Raw genomic sequence first — 23,245 nt, forward strand, 5'->3', positions numbered from 1 at the left:
CGACATTGAACCTTTTTCGTATATTCATCTCAAAAGGAAGTGACTATTTTGTATCCTTGGATCTATACACGGGCAAAAGAACAGCCGGATGACATCGCACTCATTACGGAAACAGAGCGTTGGTCGTGGTCCGAACTATATGCACGCGCGCATCGCTTAGCGAGTACTTGGGCGACGATCGTGACACGTGGAGACCGGATCGCCCTGTACGGTCCATCGAGTGCGCGCTACATCGTCGCACTTCACGCAGCTCAATTGCTCGAACTGACCGTCGTCCCGATCAACACACGTTTGACGCAAACGGAAGTATTACGTCAATTCAAGCAGGCAGATGTACGGCTCATCGTGACGGACCGGACACTTGATACAAGGATTCCGTGCCGTGCTTTCTCTTATGAAAAAGAAGCGCCTGACCTGTTAATACGCCATATGCCAAAGCAATACGTCCAATCGATGCTCTTTACGAGTGGTACGACCGGACATCCGAAAGCCGTCGAACAAACGATGTTGAATCATTTCTCGAGTGCAACGAACGCCGCGCGTCATATTGGATCACTGCCAGAGGATCGTTTTTTGATCGTCACGCCGCTGTTCCACATGAGTGGGTTAGCTGTCGTCTACCGGGCGGTCATCTATGGAGTACCGATCATTCTCGAGCCACATTTTTCACCAGAACGCGCCCTGCACTGGATTACGACAGAAAAGATCACCCATGTCTCACTCGTCTCGGTCATGCTTGATCGTTTACTCGAAGCCGGACTACGTCGCCACGCGCTTCGCGTCGTACTGACAGGAGGCGGTCCTGTTCCATTACCGATTCTGACGCGTGCCCTTGATCGTAATATCCCGGTCATGCAGACATACGGGATGACGGAAACAGCTTCTCAAATCGCGACTCTTTTGCCAGAGGATGCCTTACGAAAGATCGGATCGGCCGGACAAGCGATTCATCCGACGCAAATCCGCATTACGCGTCACCAAGAGATCGAAGTCAAAGGCCCGACGATCATGAAAGGCTATTTTCATGAGGAAGAGAAAACGGCAGAAGCGTTTACGGCAGACGGTTTTTTCAAGACTGGTGACTTAGGACGTCTGGACGCCGATGGATACCTCTATGTCCTCGATCGTCGAAGCGACCTCATCATCTCAGGTGGGGAAAACATTTATCCAGCTGAAGTCGAATCAGCACTTCTCTCGATTGATGGAATTCAAGAAGCAGGTGTCGTCGGACGATTTGATGCTAAATGGGGACAGGTTCCGGTCGCCTTCATCGTCAGCACACTCGATGAAGTCATCGTCCGAACGGAAATCAGTCAATTGCTCGCTAAATATAAGTGTCCGGTTGATTATATCTATCATAGCGCGCTGCCACGCAATGCGAACGGTAAACTATTGCGGAAGCAACTGAAGGAGTCATTATGAGTATCACTCTCCGGTCTGCCGAACTGTTCGATGTTCCGCTCGTTTTTCGTCGTCCGATGCAAACCGCCCTCTCGACGCTGACAGTACGTCGGACGACGATTTTGCGTCTGACTGATTCGGAAGGACGAATCGGTTACGGGGAAGGTGTCGCGTTTGATACACCGTGGTATACATCGGAAACGCAGCACTCTCTTCAAGGAATCGCTCCGCTGCTGTATCGATTACTTGAACAACCGCTCCATCATCCAGCAGACGTTACGGATCGCTTCCACATCGTGCAAGGTAATCCGATGGCAAAGGCGATGTTCGAAGGAGCGATCTATGAATTATTCGCAGCAGCTACCGGTCAATCGCTCGCCACGTATCTCGGAGGTGATGAATCATCTCTCGTACCTTGCGGGAAAGCACTCGGACGGGCTTCTGCAGCACAGACCGTCGAAGCCGTCGGACAAGCGATCGCTTCCGGATATGGACGGATCAAGCTGAAGCTCGCTCCGACGGATACCGTCGTTCTTGAGCAAGTACGTGCCGCTTTCCCTGATGCGCCCTTGATGTTTGACGCTAACGGCAGCTTCACTGAAGCAGACTTCCCTCTATTACAACAGTGGGATTCATTCGGTCTCGTTATGATGGAACAGCCGCTCGCAGCGTCGGATTGGTCCGGACATCAACGTCTCGCTAGACTCTTACAGACACCGATTTGTCTGGATGAATCCATCGTCGCTCCAGTGGATGCCGAGTTGATGCAGACGCTCCACGCTGGTCAGATTCTGAACATCAAGCCGGCACGCGTCGGTGGACTGACGAACGCTTTGTCCCTTCGAACAAAAGCACCCTACTGGCTCGGTGGGATGTTCGAGAGCGGTATCGGGCGTCGTCAGACCCTTGCTTTTGCAACACTGCCTGGACTCGCTTATCCGATCGATATGGCAAGTACTGCCGATTATTTCGAAGAAGATTTGCTTGAGACCCCGTATCATGTCGAACACGGACACATTCGTTATTCCGCTCCAGCCGTATCCGAGTCACAGTTAAACAAATTGGCAACGTCCCGGATATCCTTATAATAGGAGCACTACGACGAAAAAGAAGGCTGACTCAAAAAAGAATGACGGGTCTTTTCACGCCCTTTCCTCAGTCGAGACACAAAGCCCCTCTTTCCTGCCTTATTCAAGCAGGAAAGCGGGTCTTGTTTGTCTCTGACAGCGCAAAGATGCGCTTTTTCCTGTAGGAGTTGCGTGAAACGCGTCATTCTTTTTGTTATGAAATAAGGGTGGCAGATTATCATTCTGCCACCCTTACCTTTGTGGAAACTGACTTTTGAGTCAGCCCCCTTCTCGTGTTTTACTATATGAGCTTTTCTTAGAACGATTCTTTGCCTTCGACTTTCGTCAAAATCTCATACCCGTCCTTCAAGACGACGACCGTGTGCTCGAATTGTGAGACGAGGCTCCGGTTCGGTGTGTATAACGTCCAACCGTCCCGCTCATCTTCGATACAGAACTCATCTCCTGTTGAAATGAACGTCTCGACAGCGATGACTTGGCCTTCCTTCAACAAATCATTCTCTTCACGATTGAAGTAGTTCGAGATGGATTCTGGCTCACCATGAAGTGTCTTACCGAGACCATGTCCCGCTAAGTTACGGATGACCGTGAAACCGCTCTTACGTGTTTCGGCATAGATTGCTTTTCCGATCTGGTTGACCTTCGTTCCGGCTTTGACTTTTTCAAGTCCTTTCTCAAGCGCCGTCAATGACACTTCAACGAGTCGGACATCTTCCGGACGTTTTGCTTCTCCTGCGATGACCGTCTTCCCTGTGTCCGAGTAGTAACCGTTCTTCACAGCCGAGACATCGACATTGACGATATCACCTTCTTGAATGACATACTTCCCTGGGATACCGTGTGCTGCGATATCGTTGACACTGATACATGTCGCTCCTGGGAAATCGTACATGACGATTGGAGCAGACTCTGCTCCCTGTTCCTTCAGGATGCGTGCTCCGATGTCATCGAGTTCCTTCGTCGTGATTCCCGGTTTGACGGCATCCGCCATCTCATCGCGTGCCATGGCGACGATTCGTCCAATTTCTCGTAATGCCTCGTAATCATAATCTAACACTTTCATTTCCTCCTCATTCACTCAATCGTTCTTGATATAGATAATCTGCAGAGATATCCGCAAATAAGAACATCCCATTACTGAGCGGCATACTAAATGTCCGCGTTTGTTCACTCGAGCTGAAGTCGACGTACCGTTCGGACAAATATCCACTATGTCGTCGTTCCATCGCTACCGTCGTCCGGATGAAGTAAGGACGGAAACTCCAGTTGTACCCTTTGTAGAAGGAATACAGTTTCCACTCCCCACTCTTTTTACTGACGTTTGAAGATTGTTGGAATCCATTCGCATCCGTGATATAAAACCGGATGAATTCCGGCTCCATCTTCCGGGCAAGCGTCAGCAACCATTGATCGAGATCTTGCTCCGGCTTCAAGGACTGACAATCTTCATTAAATCGAACCGTCCAGTCTTGCTCTAGCTGAAACAAGCGATTCATCTGCTCGCGATCATATTTATAAAACATCGGGACTTCATGGATCAACACTTCCATACCAGGACAGGTCATGACCCATTCAGGTGATGCTTCTCCAAGTAGATTCCCCATGTAGTAACGTCCTCCGTGTTGCCACGCATACCGAAGTTGACCGAGATGACTGATATTCTTATACAAAAGTGGCGCTCCAAGCTGGTCGCAAAGATGCTCCATCGTCTGTAAGAGATGTGGATACGACGCTGAGACGGTCTTTTTTTCAATCATGGAGGATAAATCGACGATCAACATATCCGGCGACATCGAAAAGACACGTTCAAGACTCGTTGCTTCCGCACGGTCCAGCGCTACCTTCAGTCCAGAGTTCTGGTAATACGCAACGATTCGACCCAGACGGTCAAAATCATCGACTTGGACATCCGTCAAAGTAACGTACATCCGCTCTTTTGGAAACGACGAGTCGACCGTCCGTAAGACATGCAAGAAGTCCTCCCCACCGTTTTCAAACAGCCAAGCTGGACGACAACGGATCAGAATAAACGCTTGTGCATCGGAGGGTACTTTTTGGAATGCTTGACGGACGACATGCCCCATGACTTCGAGTTGATACTCGATTGGAACATCGTCTTCCTGAAAAAATGGTTTTAACGGTTCTCCACGAAAATGGGACTGGATTTCATACCCTTCCACCTTAAAAGGGGCAGCGCCTACGATCGGTTGAAACCATGCCTCTATCTCTTCGGGATGAACGATGACATCTAATGCATCCATTCTATTCCCCCCTTGTACTCTTGTTCTATCTTAACAAAAAAAGAGCCTCTCTGTAACGAGAGAGCCCCTGTTTTACGATAACGTCGTATCTTTCCGCAATGCGATATACAAGTACACACCGAATGTCGCCGTCAAGTAGATGATACTCAGGACACCGTATTGGATTCCGACGGCTCCTCCCTTACCGATGGCTAGCACAAGAAAGATGATGCCGCCAAATAATAAGGTCGCCAACGGAATATAACGAAAATGTCCTTTTGTCGTCCGCTCACAAATCTTTTTCGTCGCGACGATCAGTGCAACGAGACAGACGGATGCTGCTACATAAATGGTATACACGAATGATTCAGCCCTCTCCCTATCGTTCATGGCTCATTTTATCATGACCGCTCAGATAAATCATAAAAAAGAACCGACTTGTCTGTGACAAATCGGTTCGAATCGTTTACTTTTCAAAACGTGGTTTACGTCCACCACGGTTACGATCGCTTTCGCTACGGTTGCTACGTCCAGCATAACCGCCTTCACGACGATCTGATGAAGAAGATGAACGACCACCTTCACGACGCTCGCCACCGCGTGGGTTGTTTCCACGGTATCCGCCACTGCGGTTGCCGCTTCCACTTCCACCTTTGTTTCCGTAAGGACGACGGTTTCCACCACCGTTGCTACCGAAACGTTTCACGCGGATTGGTTCGATTGAAGAGATTTGGACTGGTGTTGCATCCGGCTCTTTCGTCAATCCTTTAAGTGCTGCTGAAAGAAGTTCCACTGCTTCGTACTCTTCTAAGAGTTCTTGTGCAAGTGTCGTATATTCTTTTGAGTCTTTTGCTTCAACGCGTTTGATGAGTTCTTGTGCAGCAAGCTTCAAGTTGCCTTCTAAGATTTCATCAAGTGTTGGTGCATGACGACGTGACATTTTTTTGTTCGTGACACGTTCGATTGTTTTGATTTGACCGAATTCACGTGGTGTAACGAATGTGACAGCCGATCCTGTTTTACCAGCACGACCCGTACGACCGATCCGGTGAACATAGCTCTCTGGATCTTGTGGGACGTCGAAGTTGTAGACGTGTGTGACACCAGAGATGTCAAGACCACGTGCTGCAACGTCTGTCGCGACGAGGATATCAATCGTTCCTTTTTTGAAACGACGGATGACTTGGTCACGTTTTGCTTGTGTTAAGTCACCGTGTAAACCGTCAGCTGTGTATCCACGTTGGATCAAACCTTCAGTCATTTCGTCAACACGTTTTTTCGTACGACCGAAGATGATTGAGAGTTCCGGAGAATCCGTGTCGATCAAACGGCAAAGAACGTCGAATTTTTGGCTTTCTTTCAATTCGATGAATGACTGGTCGATGTTTTCAACTGTCATTTCTTTTGCTTTGACTTTGATGTGTGTCGGAGTCGTCATGAAACGATCTGCGATTTTACGAATTTGTGGTGGCATCGTTGCTGAGAATAAGAGTGTTTGACGTGTTTCAGGAAGTGCACCGAGGATTTTCTCGATGTCTTCGACGAATCCCATGTTCAACATCTCATCTGCTTCGTCAAGGATGACCGTTTGAACGTGATCGAGGTTCAACGTCTTACGGTTCATGTGGTCCATCAAACGTCCTGGTGTCGCAACGACGATTTGTGGATTTTTGCGAAGTGCGCGGATTTGACGATCGATTTGCTGACCGCCGTAAACAGGAAGTGCATGAACGCGTTTTACTTCACCGATCCGGTTCAATTCTTCTGCTACTTGGATTGCGAGCTCACGTGTTGGAGCAAGAATCAACGCTTGGATGTTGCGTGATTTTGCGTCAAGACGCTCGATTGTTGGGATACCGAATGCTGCAGTTTTACCAGTACCTGTTTGTGCTTGACCAATTAAGTCAACGCCGCTGAGTCCGACTGGAATTGTTTCTGCTTGGATTGGTGTTGCTTCTTCGAAGCCCATTTTTAGGACACCTTTGATAAGTGCCTCACTAAGATTTAATTCACGAAATGTTGTCAATGCTAAATACTCTCCTTTGTCATATGAAAAGCGTCTGCCACTAAACAGACGCTACCGTAACGAATACAATCGACTACCTATTATAACAGAATCTATCACATAAAGATAGAGCGGTTTCTCTTATAATAATGTTTAGGGAAGTCACCATCATAATCGTTGCCATAAGGGCGAGGGAAAGGCGAAGTGCCCGGACCGTGCGATGTACGTCATCGCGTGCCCCCACTAGTGATGGGGTATATTCAGTAAATGGTCGCCGGTAATCAAACCAGCCGCAACCACCAAAATGATGAATTCCTTACTATCTATTCGAAACGCAGGCTTACTCGGTCCGATTATTTCGTCAACCGAATACCCGTTTCATTTTTTTCTATTTTTTTATCTTTCAACAGGCGACCGAGCGCTCGTTTGAATGCTGCCTTGCTGAGACCGAATACTTCATCGATCGTCTCGGGAGCTGTCTTATCACCATACGGCATCTGACCATCATGTTCAAGTAGATGGTTCAGAATCAACTCCGCGTCTGTATCAATGGCTTCAAAGGCACGTGGTCGTGCTGAAAGTAATACTGTACCATCTGGTTTTACATTTGTCACTCGTAATTTCAAGACTTCTCCAAGACGCGGCCAACGTTCCATCTCACGTTCATGCAAGAATCCGATCGATTGATCGTTGACCCAGACGTTAACGCCTGGTTCACGTTGTGAGAAGACGAGACCTTCGACGTCCATATTGTTCCACTCCTCTGGAGCTGGCTTCGCACGTAAGTTGAAGTATGCATAAGGTGCAGGGTCTCCGAGTAACCGAAGCTTCTGATCATGTTTCAGACGAATGAAGAGTTGATCGCCTTCTTCTGGCCAGAACATCCGGCGCTGCGGCAAATCGTCGAGTGAGACGAGAACGTCTTTTTGAATACCGATGTTCGCGAACACTCCTGTGTTATAGCGTGTTCCATTAATCGTCGTCTTGACATAGTCTTCAAATGAAGCTTCTGGAATCGTCATCGATGATGCTAGACGCCCTTCATTATCTTGATACAAGAAGACTTCTACCTCTTCATCGAGGGCTACTTTCCGTGTTTGTTCATTGTTATGCAACAACACGTCTTCATTTCCATCTGTCAGAAACACTCCGAACTCTGCTTCGCGTTCTACTTTTAATGTGACAACCTGTCCTGCGCGTAATCCCATTTCGGGTCATCTCCTCTCTGTATTTGAATCGATTCCAGTCCTTGTGAATCGTTCTGCTGTTCTTTCCCTACCATACTATACTCTTTTTCCATTCATCTCTGATATCGACACAATGGTGACAGTTGTGACATATTTGTGAACGGAACACATTTGCGTGATTTTTTTGAAAAAAAGATATATGATTAAATAACAGGAAAAAGAAGGTTTAGTTTAGGTAAATATGGGGGATAAAAATGTTTCATAACATTCAATCGCGTTCGTTCGCACGACGCTTCACGAAAACATTGGTTTTTGCATTTTTTGCGTTCCTTGCTACGATTGGAATCGTCTTCGCAGAAGGATCGAACAGTACGGATATGACACCGAAGACACCAGCGCTTCAGCAAATCGATCGCCCTTAAAATCTACACCTTCCGTGTGGATTTTTTATTTTTTCCGGACATTTACAGGACGATAAAGGAAAATCACGACTTACCTCGAATTGTAATGGACATACCATTATTTTAATTTCGAGGAGGAAACGGACGTGCTCTTCTACTTATTCACGACGATTGCGGGTCTCATCACTACATATTTAAGTTTTGTTACCGGTTATTATACGAGTTCGATCGGTGTGTTCGTCTTTACGCTAGCGATTTGTCTGTCACTATCATCAATCCGCCAGCTGATACGTACGTCCTATCTGACTTACATTGAATACATCCAACACCGTCGTGTCAAAAAACAATACGAACGGATGAAAAAGCGTGAACTTTCTTATCAAGTCTCCTATCCTCAACAAGATTCCAGCACACCACTTGCATTCTCCGCGACAGACCAGCATGATAAGTAAAGAACACGATTTCATCATCTAGGAGGAACAGATTCATTATGAACGAAATCCCTTTATCAAACGGTTGGACACTTCGCTACTCCCCTGTCATCGATTTATGGTTGAAGGAAGATGGCGTACTGCTCGTAGATCACGAAGATAAGGTCCGCTTGACTCTCATTTTGGATGAGGAAACGATGGAAATCAAACAGATCGACAATACGAACGCTACGTTCTCTGTTGATCCAACGACACGTCGCCTCACCTTTGAACTAGGAGAAAGCGAAGAGGAATCTGAACCTCGTTACTGGGAATAATCACGCAGACCGGGTGCGACACCCGGTCTTTTTTTGTACAATAACATCAGTAATGAAAAAAGGAGCTGTCACTTCACCATGATACGTACTGTCATATGGTTCATTTATTTTGGACTTGTCTTACCCTGTACCTTACCGTTTTTACCTAGTGCAAAACGTCGAACGCACCTCGCGCGCTATGCATTCGTCCAGCGTGTAGCAAGTGCCTGGGCAAACTCTCTTCTCCGACTCGCTGGTGTTCGTGTCAACGTGACGGGTCGTGAACACATCCCAGCAAACGAACCCGTCGTTTTCATCTCGAATCACCAAGGGAACTTCGATGTTCCGATTCTACTTGGAACAATCGATAAACCGAAAGCATTCATCTCAAAAATCGAAGTGAATAAAATTCCAATCGTCAATGTTTGGATGAATCTGATGGGATGTGTCATGATCGATCGAAAAGATCGACGCCAATCGCTGAAAGCGATTCGTTCTGGTGTCGAGACGATCAAGGACGGACAATCGATGATCATCTTCCCGGAAGGAACACGCTCCAAAGGCGGTCCAATGGCGGAGTTCAAAGCGGGTAGCTTCACACTCGCGACCTCAAGTGGCGCTCGTGTCGTACCCGTCGCAATTTCAGGAAGTTATCGTGTTATGGAGGAGACGGGTAAGATTCGTCCTGCCACGGTCGACGTCACGATCTTACCGTCGATTGATCCGAGTACGATGACACAGAAAGAACTCGTCCAAACAGTCGAACAGCAAATCAAACAGATTGTAGAAGGTGTCTAATATGTTAATGAAAGCAGAAAATCTCAAAAAAGAATTCGCCGATAAAATCGTCTTCGAAGATGTGACATTCTCCGTCTCACCTGGCGACCGGATTGGCATCATCGGCGTCAATGGTACCGGTAAGTCGACACTCCTGCATATCTTGGCAGGTAAAGAGACGGCAGACGCTGGTACGATGCATCACCCGAATGATTATCGGATCCGCTTGCTATCGCAAACGACCGATTATCCGGAAGACCAAACGGTCATGGAAGTACTCCTGTCTGGTGATACACCAACGATTAACGCGTTACGTCACTATGAAACAGCGCGTCTAGCACTCGAACAAGATCCGACGAGTGAAATGCTACTCAATCGCTTCATCGTTGCTCAGACAGAAGTCGATGCTGCGCAAGCTTGGGACACGGAATCACGCTTAAAGATGATTTTAAACAAACTCGGCATCCTCGACTTGAACGCGTTGATCGGCTCTCTTTCCGGAGGACAACGCAAGCGTGTCGGACTCGCTGAAGCTTTACTTGATGAAGCCGATCTTCTCCTGCTCGATGAGCCGACGAACGAACTCGATGCTGAGACGATCAGTTGGCTTGAGACTCAAATCAAGGAATACCGTGGTGCGATTCTACTGATTACCCACGATCGCTATTTCTTGAATCGTGTGACGAATCATATGATGGAAATCGCGAACGGTACGGCTTATTTCTATGTCGGAAACTATGAATCGTTTCTTGAGAAACGTGCCGAACGTCGTGAACGGACGGCTTCTATGGAAGAAAAACGTCAAAACATCCTCCGTCGTGAACTCGCCTGGTTGCGCCGCGGAGCAAAGGCACGGACGACGAAACAAAAAGCGCGGATCCAGCGCGTGGATGCTTTACAAGACCTCTCGTACGAGGAAGAAGAATCAACACTCGAAGTACAGGTCGGTTCGACCCGTCTTGGTAAAAAAGTCATCGAAGCGCATGATGTCTCGCATCGATTTGGTGAACGGACCCTTTTTGAATCGTTTAACGCTCTGATTGGACGGAAAGAACGGTATGGTATCGTAGGGCGAAACGGGAGTGGAAAATCAACACTTCTTTCAATCCTTGCGAAACGCTTAGAACCAACAACCGGTGAAATCATTCACGGCGAAACGGTGAAGATCGGCTTTTATGGGCAATTTGCCGAATTCACGCATCCCGAACGTCGTGTCATCGATGAGGTCGAACGAATCGCAAAAGTCATCACGACACTCGCTGGCGAGGAGATCACGGCAGGTCAGATGCTCGAACAGTTTCTCTTTAAACCGGAAGCCCAATATAAACAAATCGGTAAGCTTTCCGGCGGCGAAAAACGACGTCTGAAATTGTTGACGATTTTGATGGAAGAACCGAACGTCCTCTTCCTTGATGAGCCGACGAACGACTTGGATACTGAGACGTTATCCGTACTCGAAGATTATTTAGAATCATTCCCAGGCACCGTCATCACGGTCAGCCACGATCGCTACTTCCTCGACCGGGTCGTCAATCGCTTGATTGCATTTGAAGACGGGAATGTCGTCTTTTATTATGGACAATATACAGACTATCTTGAGCAAATGACAGCACCCGTTCCATCAATCGTTGTTGAAAAGACGGTTGAGGTTGCTACAGCAACAAAGATAGAGACGCCAAAGAAACTAAGTTATCAGGAACAACAAGATTGGGCAATCATTGAACAACAAATCGAAGAAAGTGAGGCAGAACTGGAGCAATTAGAAGCCGAACTTGCTTCGGCAGGAAGCGATCTCGGTAAAGTCAATGAACTGTATCAAGCCATTGAAAAAACGAAAGCGATGCTTGATGAACGGATGGAGTATTGGACGTACCTTTCTGAAAAAATCGAGGCATTTGAAAACTATCGTCAATCTAATCAATAATTTCGATAAGCGGAGTTCTTCCTTAAAGAAGAACCCCGCTTTTTTCATGAAATGGGAATTGCCTCTTATTTTCATTTTAAATCTGAAAATAAATGTGAATTCAAACTAGATATCGGGTAATGTTATAGCATATTTCATTTTCATGGAAGGCTTGCGAAAGGAGGAGTTCCGGTGAAACGGATCGTTCAAAACATCTACCCTACCGTCGCATTCTACTTAGTTGTCACGTACACCCTGCTCTGGCTATTGCCACAAGATCGCTCGTTACAACTTTCAGCGATCATTAGTCTAGTCGGTTCTTTCGTCATTTTCCTACTTAGTCAATCGAAGGCTTTCAAACAATCTTCCATTCCATATAAATGGTTATCGGTCGCCTTTTTCTCGTATTTTCTAGGCGATCTCCTCAATATGATTGGTCGTCTTTTTCAATGGAACGCTGTTAACCTGAACGTCTTACTGGATCTGCCTTATACGGTTCATTTAACGATGATGGTCATCTTCTTATTTCGGCAGTTGGATTTGACTTTGTTTCAAAAACAAAAATTATTGATTCTTGATTCTTTAACATTGTTCACTGTATCGATGATTGCTGGATACATCGCTATTTTCCGCTTTGTCCCCTCTTATACGCGAACGGTGCTCGAGCAAATCAGTTGGACCTTCTATGCCTTCTTGACGATTCTGTTGACGCTGTTCTTTTTCTTACTTTATGCTTCTGGACTAAAGCGAAACGTATCGAGATTAGGGTTCCTCTTCCTAGTACTCGGAACGTTCGTGCTCGGTATGACGAACTTTATTTTTTATACGTTGTTATTGAACGGTGAACCGCGAATAGCTGGTTTATTGCTTCCGCTATACCCACTCAGCGGACTCTTCATCCTTGCCTTCATGAATACTCGCGCTCTTCCCATCAGTCATGAACAACAAGCAACTCTTATTCGGGTCGAAACACTTACGCGTTCCTTGATGTCGTACATCTTATTATCTGTACTGATTCTCTATATTACATTCTTCCCTGTCTCCCAAACCTTCTTCTCACTTTCCGTCGGCATTACGTTTTTATTATTTTTAACACGACAGCTTTTTTCATATCAGGAAAATCTGCGGTTGTTACAGGAAACAACAGCACTGCAAACGAATCTAGAAGACATCGTCCATCAAAAGACAGCACTCTTACAGTTACGCGAAAAAGAACTAACGTCGCTTTTTCTATCTTATCCAGAAGTTGTTCTTGAAATCGATGCTACGTATCAGATTCGATCTGTCAATCCAGCTGCTGTCGAAGCTGGATGGAGCGATTTACCGCTCGGACCGAGCCAACGGCTACAACTCGATCGACTCATTCCATTACTTCAACAAGCGCAGCTGATTTATCCCTCTCACTTGCTACATGTACCGGCCACGGAGGAACATCCGGAAATCTTTTTGAATACGACAATCATCGATATCCCGGATCAACAACGCTATTTCGTCATCTTGGCGGATATCACGGAAGATTATCAACAGGAAGTATGGCTAGAACGTATGGGGTACCATGATTCGCTCACGCATTTGCCAAACCGGCGTTACTTCGAGGAACAACTTTATCTGACTCTGCCGACGTTAGAATACGGCTCCTTACTATTCATTGATTTAGACGGTTTCAAACAAATCAATGACACTTATGGGCATGATGTTGGTGACCTCGTTTTACAAGAGACGGCGAGCCGCCTTCAATCGATGACGACGTCAACTGATCTCGTTGCACGTCTTGGAGGAGATGAGTTCTTGATCTTCATTCAGGCATCTGCTTCGGAAACACGCCAGTTTGCCGAACACGTTCTCGAAGTTCTAAATCATCCGTTCTACATCCAGACACATACGCTTCAAGTCACACCATCAATCGGAATTTCCTTATACCCTGAAGATGGTAAAAGCTCTGAACAATTATTGATTCGAGCAGATGAAGCCATGTACCATATTAAGAAGACCGAAAAAAACAATTTTTTGTTCGCTACTCAAATTAAACGTTAGGAGGGAGTTCATGCTTAAATCGAACTATTTCATCCGTTGGTTTCCTGCCATGCTCGTCATATCTTTTGCTCTAATGATCCTTGCTACATGGACTCCTTCCATCTCTAATCGGATCGTTGAACAAGTACTACAGTATGCCTCTCTTGGATTGATTGCTTACTTTATTCTTACTGCTTATCGTAAGGAACAAACATTGGTCGTACCCAGACGAAAGTTTTGGCTGATCGCTTTAGGATCACTGGCTTTATCCTGCATCGGTTCCGTTCTTGAGACATTACATTTCTTCGATCAAGACTTTCCAGTTCCATCTATTTATAGCCTGATTTTATTTTCAATATCTCATTACGTATTCTTATACGCGATTTTTTACCGAATCATCACAAAACGGACACTCGGACAACACGTGCTCGCTTTCGTCGATGCCGCGATCATCGTCGTTTTCATAGCACTTGTTGCGTTTCATGTCCTCAATGAATTGACGAATCCGGGACTGCAAACTGTTCCTTATGCCATCATCGTCATTACGAATACATCACTCGGTTTATTCGTCTTCTTCTATTTCACGTTCATTCAAGAAACTCATTGGGTATCAAGGATGGCATTATTCTTATTGTTCTTATCCATTTTCATTCGCGGTATCTACGAAGTCTCAAGTGTTTATTTCCCGGACTTCTCAGCAAATTATCTATTGTTTTTCCCGATCTTGATCCGTTTGGCGCAAAGTGCAGCTATTTTATGGCATATTGATCATATTGAAGAAGGAACCACTCGAACGAAGGTCATTCCCCGTTCCTGGCTCCCTCTACTGGCCGTTCCTTTATTCATTCACTATATGGTGGAACAAGAAGGCGGGAAGCTCGATATCTTCATCATTTTAGTTTTACTAATCATTCGACAAATCTTGATTGCTCGTCAGCATAGGTTGATCGTTGCACAATTACACGAACGGAATGAACAACTCGCTTCACGCATCGAACATCGCAAACAACAAATCAAAGATAGTGAACAGCAAGTCATTCCACTCTTTCTCGGTCATCCTGACCCGATGATTCGACTCGATCAATCTGGAACGGCACTATACGCAAATTTAGCTGCCCAACGTCTGTTTCATTTACCCGACATGACGATTGAACATATACCTCGTACGATGCGTCACTTATTAGAAACACTTGAGACAGATATCGATGAGTATGAAGATGAACAACACAGAAAGTATGAGATCATTGATATTCCGATTCAGATTGCTGCCACCTCGATGGGACGTTTCACGATTTTACATGACGTCACTGAACGAAAGCTCCGGCAAAAAAGGATCGAATACCACGCCTACCATGACGCCTTGACAAGTATCGGAAACCGTCGTTCGTTGGAGCGAGATTTTTCAAACCATCTTCTCGAGATGAATTATCTTGCGGTAGTCGATTTAGACGGTTTTAAGCAAGTCAATGATACGTATGGTCATGAAGCAGGTGATTACGTATTGATCGAAGTCGCGAAACGATTGAGCGAGCATACGAATTCTTTAGAACAGGTGTATCGACTTGGTGGAGATGAGTTCGCGATCCTCTTACACGCCGATGATGAACTGTCCTTACGTCGAAAATGTAAATCCTTCTTACACTTTTTAAGACGTCCTTACGTTTATAAAGGACAATCCTTATTCGTTTCTGCAAGCATCGGTGTGACCGCGTGTCATAAGGCTGATCTTGAAACATGCTTAAAGCAAGCCGACCTTGCCATGTATCGCGTGAAACATCGGGATAAAAACGATGTCGCCCTATATCGAGCAGATTCATGAAAAAAACCTAGAATACGTTGACCATAATCAGGTCATGTATTCTAGGTTTTTTCGATTATTCTTCTGGTCTCGGTGAAATATTGCCTTCTTCGATATCGAGGAGTAAGTCAATCAATTCCGCACAAAATTCTGGATACTGACGAAGCAACGCGTCTTCTCCTACTTCATCCACGAAGTCCGTCAACAAAGCGAGGACTTCTGGTACCAGTGCGCGCGCTACTTTCATATAGGCAATCGCAAAGCGCCATTTCCCAGAAATGTAGAGCAGTTTTCCAATCAACAAATCACCTGGTTCGACTTCAATCTCAGACAAATCCGTTTGATACGTCTGTTTTGACATTAAATCAACGACACCATCCGCCTCGACTTGAAACAACGAAGGCATCGGGTCCGCTAATCCACGCAAGGCGCGGTAGAGGCTAGGCGATAACTCTTCTTTGACCTGCTCAAGAAAACGACCGTGCGGCGTTTTTCCTTGATCATCCGTCTCATAGAAGATTGCCCAATCTACGAATAAGTCCCGGAACAATTCAGCATCTTTTAAATACCAACGTCCCTCCGTCGCAATCTCTTCAATGAAAGCGACCCAATCCGTACTACGCGCTGTCGCTGCTTCTTGATACATCTTCTTCAAGGCTGCATTCATTTCCGCTTCAGAAACCGTCGTCGGAAACGGAATTACTTTTCGATCGTTCTTCATTTCGATCGCCCTTTCCGGTGAGGAGTAGCCGGTCGTTTAATCGTCTGAGGTGCTGTGAATTCACGTTTTGGAATGACTTCCCCACGGTAAATTTCCATCGCTTCCATCTCGACGCCCATTTGCTTCGCAAGTGTTTTTAAGTGTTTTAAGTCTTGATCCGTAACAAGAGCAAGTACCATTCCGTTCGCGTTTCCACGTCCCGTTCGACCTGAACGGTGTACGAAATCGTCAAGCGACTCCGGCAAATCATAATGGACGACATGCGTGACTGCTTCGATATCTAACCCACGTGCCGCAAGACCTGTCGTGACGAGTAAAGGAAACTCTCCCTTTTTATAAGAACGCAATGTCTCCATCCGCTCTCGTTTGCCTTTTTCAGCGTCTAAAATCCGGTATTTCAATGAGAATTTACTCAACTCGCCATTCAATGGTCCGAGGAAGGAACGGTTATTAATGAATGTCAGTACTTTTGATCCTTGCATGTTCGCCAGACGACGTAACAATTCCGGCTTCTGACGACGTGAAGTCTCCAAATAACCGAATGTCACTTGTGTACTGACGGCACGCTCAACTCGAATCGTCTCAGGGTTGTTTGCAAGCGTCCGTCCCCATTCTGCTGTCCGTTCCGGTAATGTCGCGGAGACGAATGCTAACTGACGATCGCGTAGTGCACTGTTTGCGATTCGCGTCGCCGAGTCACTCATACCACTCTCATAGATTTGATCCGCTTCGTCCAAGACGATCAATTTCACCTTATGCATCTTCAGCTTCTTCGAATCGATCAACTCAACGAGACGCCCTGGCGTTCCAACAATGATTTGTGGTTTTTTCTTCAATCGTTCATATTGTCGTTTTAATTCAACACCACCAATGAATGCACCGGATTTGATACCACTTCCTTGAGCAAACAATTGAATGACTTGATGAATTTGCATGACGAGTTCCCGTGTTGGTGCCGTGATCACGACTTGCACGTGTGGTTCTTCTACTTCAATCTTTTCTAAAGCTGGAATGACATAGGCAAGCGTCTTCCCTGTTCCTGTCGGCGCTTCCGCCAGGACATCTTTTCCTTCGCGCAACAACGGAATCGCTTGTTCTTGAACAGGCATCAACTCCGTAAAGCGTGCGCGTTCCCATGCTTCCTGTAAAAATGGTTTTGTAAAGTTCATAACGATTTCTCCTACTCTCTTAATTCCATCATGCCGTTACGTATTCGACATGATCTCCTGATGCATCACGGTATCCCCGTAATGTCTGTGTATATTCATTTCCTGCGTCGAGCAATCGAATATGGAATCGAATCTCGCTTTCACCGGCTTCTTCTTCTAAAATTTCGAATCCTTGGATGACACGATCCTGTAATTCTGCAGCGAGTGCCGGGTACTCCGCAAGACTCGCATACGTCGCTTTTACGTCAACCGGACGACGAACAAGCGCAATCCAATACGATTCATCATAGCCGATAAAGTCTTCATAATCAAAATCATCTTCAAACCGAATCCAGAATCCATCATTTTCGAATTCCGTGATCATTCCCGTTCGCGTTGAACCGTCCGATCCGATTTTCAGCGAGACCCAGTCTCCTGACTGATACTCTCCTTGTTGTGTTAATGATACATACTCCATTTGGCACACCTCCACGTTCTATATTCCCTTTTTCATTGTCAACGATACGTCTTAAAAATACAAGGCACCGTAGCGTGACATTCCTCACAGTTTCAACTGTTCTAGTGAATCTTTTTCAAATCAACTCATACAGTTTCCAAAAAACCTTGAATTAGCAATCTAAAACTGTTTTTTTTAAACTATTTTCATATGAATACAGAAATAAAGAAAGCCCGTCATATCAACGTTTGTCAACTTGTTAAAACATTCACATGAACGTAAAGGGAATCACCCCTTCCTTTTGTTACACTATTCACATAAGGAACTGATGATTAGCTCAATATTAAAGGAGTGGTATCCATGTTATTAGAAAAAACGAGTGCTTGGACGAACTTTACGTCTGGTGAATGGGTAAAGACGATTGATGTCGCAGACTTCATCCGACTCAATCGCACGGAATATACAGGAGATGATCACTTTTTAGTCGGTCCGACGCAAGCAACGGAACGTCTCTGGCAACAAATTCTACAGCTGACGAATGAAGAGCGACAACGTGGTGGTGTGTATGCCGTCGATGCTAAAACACCATCAACGATCCTCTCGCATGATGCAGGGTATCTGAATCGTTCACTCGAAAAAATCGTCGGTTTACAGACAGACGAACCGTTTAAACGTTCGATTCATCCGAGCGGTGGGATTCGGATGGTGAATGATGCCCTAGCTGCGTATGGCTTTGAAGCAGACGAGACCGTCACGAAAACTTTCAGCGAGTACCGGAAGACACATAACCAAGGGGTTTTCGATGCCTATACCCCTGAGATGCGCGCTGCACGTAAAGCCGGTATTATCACCGGATTACCTGATGCTTATGGTCGCGGACGGATCATCGGTGACTATCGTCGTGTTGCTTTGTACGGAACGGCACGCTTGATCGAAGAACGTAAGAAGGATTTAAAGGCACGTGGCGGGTTCTTATCTGAATCGATGATTCGCGACCGTGAAGAGATGAATGAACAGTTGCGCGCATTAACGGAATTGACCGAGCTTGGAGCTCGCTATGGTTTCGATCTCTCCCGCCCTGCAGAAACAGCACAAGAAGCATTCCAGTGGGTCTATCTTGCCTATCTTGCTGCCATCAAAGAGCAAAACGGGGCAGCCATGTCACTCGGTCGAGTCTCGACGTTCCTTGATATTTATGTCGAACGTGATCTTGCGGCTGGTCGCTTGACGGAAGAGACTGCACAAGAACTCGTCGATCATTTCGTCATGAAGCTTCGGATCGTTAAGTTCTTACGGACACCAGACTACAACGATCTGTTCTCAGGTGATCCGACGTGGGTAACGGAATCAATCGGTGGAATGAGTGAAGATGGACGATCAAACGTCACGAAAAGTTCATTCCGCTTCTTACACACTCTCTCGACACTTGGTCCGGCACCGGAACCGAATCTAACCGTTCTCTGGTCTACTCAGCTTCCACGCGGATTCAAGGAATTCTGTGCGAAGATGTCGATCGTTTCAAGCTCGATTCAATATGAAAACGATGATTTGATGTTACCGGTTTATGGAGATGATTACGGCATCGCTTGTTGTGTCTCCGCGATGAAGATCGGGAAACAGATGCAGTTCTTCGGTGCGCGAGCAAACCTGGCAAAAGCATTACTCTATACGATCAATGGCGGAATGGACGAGAAGCTCAAAATCCAAGTTGCCCCAGCTACACCACTGATGCTCGATGAAGTACTCGATTACGAAACCGTCATGGCGGCTTATGATCGTCAACTCGATTGGCTCGCAGAACTGTACGTCAACACACTGAATGTCATCCACTACATGCATGATAAGTATAGCTACGAACGGATTGAAATGGCTTTACATGATCCAGAAATCTTACGGACGATGGCATGCGGTATCGCTGGTTTATCGGTCGTCGCTGACAGTCTATCCGCCATCCGTTACGCAACAGTTCGTCCAATCCGAGATGCGGATGGGATTGCAGTTGATTTCAAGATCGAAGGCGAGTTTCCGAAGTTCGGGAATAACGATGAACGGGTGGATCAGATGGCGGTCGATCTCGTCACACTGTTCATGGAGAAAATCCGTAAACATCCAACGTATCGCAATGCCCTTCCGACGCAGTCTGTCCTGACGATTACTTCAAACGTCGTCTACGGTAAAAAAACAGGAAATACGCCAGATGGACGCCGTGCGGGTGAACCATTCGCACCGGGTGCTAACCCGATGCATGGACGTGACACTAAAGGAGCTGTCGCCGCACTGACATCTGTCGGAAAATTACCATATGAACATGCGCTCGACGGGATTTCCTACACGTTCTCGATCGTTCCAAAAGCACTTGGTAAGGATGAAGACACACGCATTCGCAATACAGTCGGATTACTTGACGGATATATGGGTGGTACGACTTCAAAAGGACACCATTTGAATGTCAACGTCTTTGACCGTGAGACGTTACTCGATGCCATGGAGCATCCAGAACAATATCCACAGTTAACGATTCGGGTATCCGGTTATGCCGTCAACTTCATTAAACTGACGCGTGAACAACAGATCGATGTCATCAATCGAACGTTCCACGGTTCTCTCTAAAATGATGTGTAGTATGTGAAAGGAAGTGAGCAGGATGACCTATGGTATGATCCATTCCGTTGAATCATGCGGAACAGTCGATGGTCCTGGCATTCGATTCATCGTCTTTACGCAAGGATGTCCACTACGATGTCAATACTGTCATAACGTGGATACATGGGAGTTCGGTTGCGGACGGCGTGTCTCAGCAGACGAAGTCGTAAAAGAAGCGATCAGCTATCGCTCCTTTTTCGAGACCACGGGTGGCGGAATCACCTTCTCTGGAGGTGAACCGCTCGCTCAGCCAGAATTCTTGGAGGCTGCTTTAACAGAAGCAAAACGCCATGGACTGCATACGGTCATCGATACCGCGGGATCCGTCGTCCCGAAAAACATCGATGCGATTCTCGATGCGACGGATCTAGTACTACTCGATATCAAACATATCGACGATGCCGCTTGTCGCGTCTTGACTGGACGGAGTAACGCCAATACACTCGCCTTCGCAAAACGCCTAGCCGAGCGAAACATTCCCGTCTGGATTCGCCACGTCCTCGTTCCAGGTATTACGATGTCAGAACATTTCCTCCGTCAGACCGGCGAGTTCATCCGGACGCTCGGAAACGTCGAGCGCGTCGAAGTACTCCCGTATCATCAACTCGGTGTCTATAAGTGGGAAAACCTCGGTCTTGCATATCCGTTAACTGATGTGCTTCCCCCTTCATCAGAAGAAACGGATACTGCGCAAACCTTACTTGAATCGTACTTGTGTTAACGTTTCCAGTTTGTTACAATGACGGCATAGACTATGAACAGGAGGTACAACACCGAAATGAAGCAATCACTCGTACACGTCGCTTGATGAATGAAATCATCTCTTTCGCAATGCAGTTGCGGATGTCTGACGCTACGAGTCTGCTCTTTTTCGGTGTGACCAACCTCTGGCCAGCACCTTCTTTGAGTTACACTCCGGCACACCATCCGCTCGCTTCGGATGGTGTGTTTTTCATTTCATCTTATCGGAAATGAACACTAAAGGAGCTGCTTTTATGCCTACTGAAACACTTACGATCCAACACCTATCGATGGACTACGACGAACGACGTCTTTTCTCGGACGTTTCTTTTCATATTCATACCGGTGAACATGTCGCCTTAATCGGTCCGAACGGCATCGGAAAAACGACACTGTTACACTTGATCGCTGACCAACTTCAGCCGACTGACGGTTCGATCAAGCGTCATTACAAAAAACTCGGTCTACTATCACAACACTTCGTAGCGGGCGATCACACCGTTCTTGATGTCGTCGAACGAGCGGATGCGGTTCGTTATCAACTTCGCGCTAATGCCATGAATGGTGACTTGACGATCTATCAACAAGCACTCGATCAGGACGCCTTCTCGCTTGAAGCAGATGCAGCACGCGTCTTAAAAGAAGTCAAATTAGAGGAAGCACTCTGGACACACAAAGCATCCAGTTTAAGCGGTGGTGAACAGACGCGCCTCCAACTTGCCTGCCTGCTTCTGTCACGACCTGATTTCATCATTCTCGATGAACCGACGAATCATCTGGATCAAGAGACACTCGAGTGGCTCACGGAATGGGTCAACATGTCACGGACCTCGATTCTCTACGTCTCACACGAACGATTCTTCATCGACGCAACGGCTGATGCCGTCATTGAATTATCCGAATCAGGGGCAACGCGATACAGCGGAAACTATCAGTCCTATAAAGAACAAAAGGAACATCAAGCTCTGTCGCAACAACGAGCGTACGAAAAACAAGAACGCACCCGTAAAGAGCTGACACGCATGATTCAAGGATACCGGCAATGGCATCAAAAAGCCTCGAATCAAGCGAGTGAACGGGATCCGTATGCGAAAAAGAAGGCTGCTAAACATGCGACGAAGGTCAAGGCAAAAGAGCAGCAACTCGAGCGTCTACTCGAGGATCGTGTACAAAAACCACAGGTTGCACCGACTGTTCACGTCGCATTCGAACATGAAGCGATTCGTGCGAAACGACTGATTTCGTTCGAACGTGTCTCATTCGTGCATGAGACGAAACCGATCCTAAACGACGTTTCGTTTACGGTAGAACGTGGTGACCGAATTGCTGTCATCGGACCGAATGGAAGCGGGAAAACGACCTTACTGCGTCTCATCGAGGGCGAATATGCTCCTCATCAAGGGAACGTAATCCGTCATCCTCGATTGAAGACCGGCTATTTTTCACAAGCCCTTTCCCACTTACCGACATCCGGTACGTTGTTAGAGGCGTTACTTGAGTACGGCACGATGAGTGAAACGGACGCCCGGACGTTGCTCGCCTGCTTTTTATTCCGTCGCGATGATGTTTACCGGTCGATTTCCGACGCCAGTATGGGTGAGAAATGTCGGATCGCTTTCTTACGTCTGTATTTTTCTGGTGCTCACTTGCTTATTCTCGATGAACCAACGAACTATTTGGACCTTGCGACTCGTGAACAAATCGAAGCCGCCCTCGATGTTTTCCCTGGTGAGCTCATCTTCGTCTCTCACGATCGTTATTTTACCGATCGGCTGTCGAATCGGACGTTTGATTTAACGACTGGATTCAACGATCATCCGGTCGGAACGGCCACGGTACGAAACGCGCGCCGAAGTGACCCTGAAGCGATTCAATCCGACTTACATCGTCTTGATGCGTTGACGGGTAACGTGCCGTTCCATACAGAAACAAATGAATCACTTTCAAAAGAATAACGAGAAAAAAGCATCTGCATAGAAAAAGAGACTCCTTTTT

21 protein-coding genes are annotated in these 23,245 nt (G+C 46.5%); 13 read left to right on the forward strand and 8 right to left on the reverse strand.

Features of this window, described 5'->3' with window-relative positions; translation table 11 throughout:
• Positions 1 to 39: 39 nt before the first annotated feature.
• Both menE and menC read left to right on the forward strand, forming a co-directional pair.
• The gene (gene menE / locus KNQ03_RS14305; RefSeq protein ID WP_371743267.1) at positions 40 to 1,422 is read left to right on the forward strand and encodes an o-succinylbenzoate--CoA ligase; all 1,383 of its coding nucleotides are present in this window, start codon (positions 40 to 42) and stop codon (positions 1,420 to 1,422) included.
• Positions 1,419 to 2,489 (forward strand): o-succinylbenzoate synthase, encoded by a 1,071-nt coding sequence (gene menC / locus KNQ03_RS14310; protein ID WP_214725280.1) that lies wholly within the window; start codon positions 1,419 to 1,421, stop codon positions 2,487 to 2,489. Before menE ends, menC begins: the two co-directional genes overlap by 4 nt.
• A 295-nt stretch (positions 2,490 to 2,784) precedes the next feature.
• On the opposite strand, the gene map is transcribed toward menC, so the two are convergent.
• From map to KNQ03_RS14335, 5 genes are all read right to left on the reverse strand, one after another.
• On the reverse strand, positions 2,785 to 3,546 hold the full coding sequence (gene map / locus KNQ03_RS14315; RefSeq protein ID WP_023467279.1) for a type I methionyl aminopeptidase: 762 nt from the start codon (positions 3,544 to 3,546) through the stop codon (positions 2,785 to 2,787).
• Positions 3,547 to 3,559: 13 nt separating this feature from the next.
• Complete coding sequence (locus KNQ03_RS14320) at positions 3,560 to 4,750, reverse strand: EAL-associated domain-containing protein (protein WP_023467278.1); 1,191 nt, start codon at positions 4,748 to 4,750, stop codon at positions 3,560 to 3,562.
• A gap of 72 nt (positions 4,751 to 4,822) precedes the next feature.
• The gene (locus KNQ03_RS14325; protein WP_023467277.1) at positions 4,823 to 5,089 is read right to left on the reverse strand and encodes a hypothetical protein; all 267 of its coding nucleotides are present in this window, start codon (positions 5,087 to 5,089) and stop codon (positions 4,823 to 4,825) included.
• A 106-nt stretch (positions 5,090 to 5,195) separates the two neighbouring features.
• A complete protein-coding gene (gene cshA / locus KNQ03_RS14330) occupies positions 5,196 to 6,755 on the reverse strand; it encodes a degradosome RNA helicase CshA (protein WP_035398788.1) in 1,560 nt (519 codons plus the stop codon).
• A gap of 332 nt (positions 6,756 to 7,087) precedes the next feature.
• Positions 7,088 to 7,942 (reverse strand): CvfB family protein, encoded by an 855-nt coding sequence (locus KNQ03_RS14335; protein WP_023467275.1) that lies wholly within the window; start codon positions 7,940 to 7,942, stop codon positions 7,088 to 7,090.
• Between the two features lie 233 nt (positions 7,943 to 8,175).
• On the opposite strand from KNQ03_RS14335, the gene KNQ03_RS14340 reads away from it, so the two are divergent.
• From KNQ03_RS14340 to KNQ03_RS14370, 7 genes are all read left to right on the forward strand, one after another.
• Positions 8,176 to 8,343 carry a hypothetical protein gene (locus tag KNQ03_RS14340; RefSeq protein ID WP_023467274.1) on the forward strand — a complete coding sequence of 56 codons (168 nt, stop codon included), beginning with the start codon at positions 8,176 to 8,178 and terminating at the stop codon, positions 8,341 to 8,343.
• 125 nt (positions 8,344 to 8,468) lie between these two features.
• Positions 8,469 to 8,774 carry a hypothetical protein gene (locus KNQ03_RS14345; RefSeq protein ID WP_050678231.1) on the forward strand — a complete coding sequence of 102 codons (306 nt, stop codon included), beginning with the start codon at positions 8,469 to 8,471 and terminating at the stop codon, positions 8,772 to 8,774.
• 38 nt (positions 8,775 to 8,812) lie between these two features.
• Positions 8,813 to 9,070 carry a hypothetical protein gene (locus KNQ03_RS14350; RefSeq protein WP_023467272.1) on the forward strand — a complete coding sequence of 86 codons (258 nt, stop codon included), beginning with the start codon at positions 8,813 to 8,815 and terminating at the stop codon, positions 9,068 to 9,070.
• Positions 9,071 to 9,148: 78 nt separating this feature from the next.
• Positions 9,149 to 9,847, forward strand: a complete 699-nt coding sequence (locus KNQ03_RS14355) for a lysophospholipid acyltransferase family protein (protein WP_029340873.1) — start codon at positions 9,149 to 9,151, stop codon at positions 9,845 to 9,847.
• A 1-nt stretch (position 9,848) separates the two neighbouring features.
• Complete coding sequence (locus KNQ03_RS14360) at positions 9,849 to 11,750, forward strand: ABC-F family ATP-binding cassette domain-containing protein (RefSeq protein ID WP_214725282.1); 1,902 nt, start codon at positions 9,849 to 9,851, stop codon at positions 11,748 to 11,750.
• 171 nt (positions 11,751 to 11,921) lie between these two features.
• Entirely contained in the window at positions 11,922 to 13,763 is a 1,842-nt protein-coding gene (locus tag KNQ03_RS17285; RefSeq protein ID WP_149426870.1) for a GGDEF domain-containing protein, read from the forward strand.
• A 10-nt stretch (positions 13,764 to 13,773) separates the two neighbouring features.
• Positions 13,774 to 15,561 (forward strand): GGDEF domain-containing protein, encoded by a 1,788-nt coding sequence (locus tag KNQ03_RS14370; protein ID WP_149426869.1) that lies wholly within the window; start codon positions 13,774 to 13,776, stop codon positions 15,559 to 15,561.
• Between the two features lie 55 nt (positions 15,562 to 15,616).
• On the opposite strand, the gene KNQ03_RS14375 is transcribed toward KNQ03_RS14370, so the two are convergent.
• The 3 genes from KNQ03_RS14375 to KNQ03_RS14385 are packed head-to-tail and all read right to left on the reverse strand — an operon-like array spanning position 15,617 to position 17,887.
• Positions 15,617 to 16,261 (reverse strand): hypothetical protein, encoded by a 645-nt coding sequence (locus KNQ03_RS14375; RefSeq protein WP_149426868.1) that lies wholly within the window; start codon positions 16,259 to 16,261, stop codon positions 15,617 to 15,619.
• On the reverse strand, positions 16,258 to 17,430 hold the full coding sequence (locus tag KNQ03_RS14380; protein WP_023467266.1) for a DEAD/DEAH box helicase: 1,173 nt from the start codon (positions 17,428 to 17,430) through the stop codon (positions 16,258 to 16,260). The genes KNQ03_RS14375 and KNQ03_RS14380 overlap by 4 nt, the downstream gene beginning before the upstream one ends.
• Positions 17,431 to 17,458: 28 nt before the next feature.
• Positions 17,459 to 17,887, reverse strand: coding sequence for a hypothetical protein (locus KNQ03_RS14385; protein ID WP_023467265.1), 429 nt, complete (start codon positions 17,885 to 17,887; stop codon positions 17,459 to 17,461).
• 339 nt (positions 17,888 to 18,226) lie between these two features.
• Here KNQ03_RS14385 and pflB point away from each other — a divergent pair, with 339 nt between their 5' ends.
• The 4 genes from pflB to abc-f all read left to right on the forward strand — a co-directional run bounded on the left by pflB (position 18,227) and on the right by abc-f (position 23,205).
• On the forward strand, positions 18,227 to 20,476 hold the full coding sequence (pflB, locus tag KNQ03_RS14390) for a formate C-acetyltransferase (protein WP_214725284.1): 2,250 nt from the start codon (positions 18,227 to 18,229) through the stop codon (positions 20,474 to 20,476).
• A gap of 34 nt (positions 20,477 to 20,510) precedes the next feature.
• Positions 20,511 to 21,230, forward strand: a complete 720-nt coding sequence (pflA, locus tag KNQ03_RS14395) for a pyruvate formate-lyase-activating protein (protein WP_214725286.1) — start codon at positions 20,511 to 20,513, stop codon at positions 21,228 to 21,230.
• 86 nt (positions 21,231 to 21,316) lie between these two features.
• Positions 21,317 to 21,484 (forward strand): hypothetical protein, encoded by a 168-nt coding sequence (locus KNQ03_RS14400; RefSeq protein ID WP_158408684.1) that lies wholly within the window; start codon positions 21,317 to 21,319, stop codon positions 21,482 to 21,484.
• Between the two features lie 20 nt (positions 21,485 to 21,504).
• On the forward strand, positions 21,505 to 23,205 hold the full coding sequence (gene abc-f / locus KNQ03_RS14405) for a ribosomal protection-like ABC-F family protein (RefSeq protein WP_214725288.1): 1,701 nt from the start codon (positions 21,505 to 21,507) through the stop codon (positions 23,203 to 23,205).
• Positions 23,206 to 23,245: the final 40 nt, after the last annotated feature.

The sequence above is a fragment of the Exiguobacterium sp. s143 genome, from assembly GCF_018618895.1.
GTDB lineage: Bacteria > Bacillota > Bacilli > Exiguobacteriales > Exiguobacteriaceae > Exiguobacterium_A > Exiguobacterium_A abrahamii.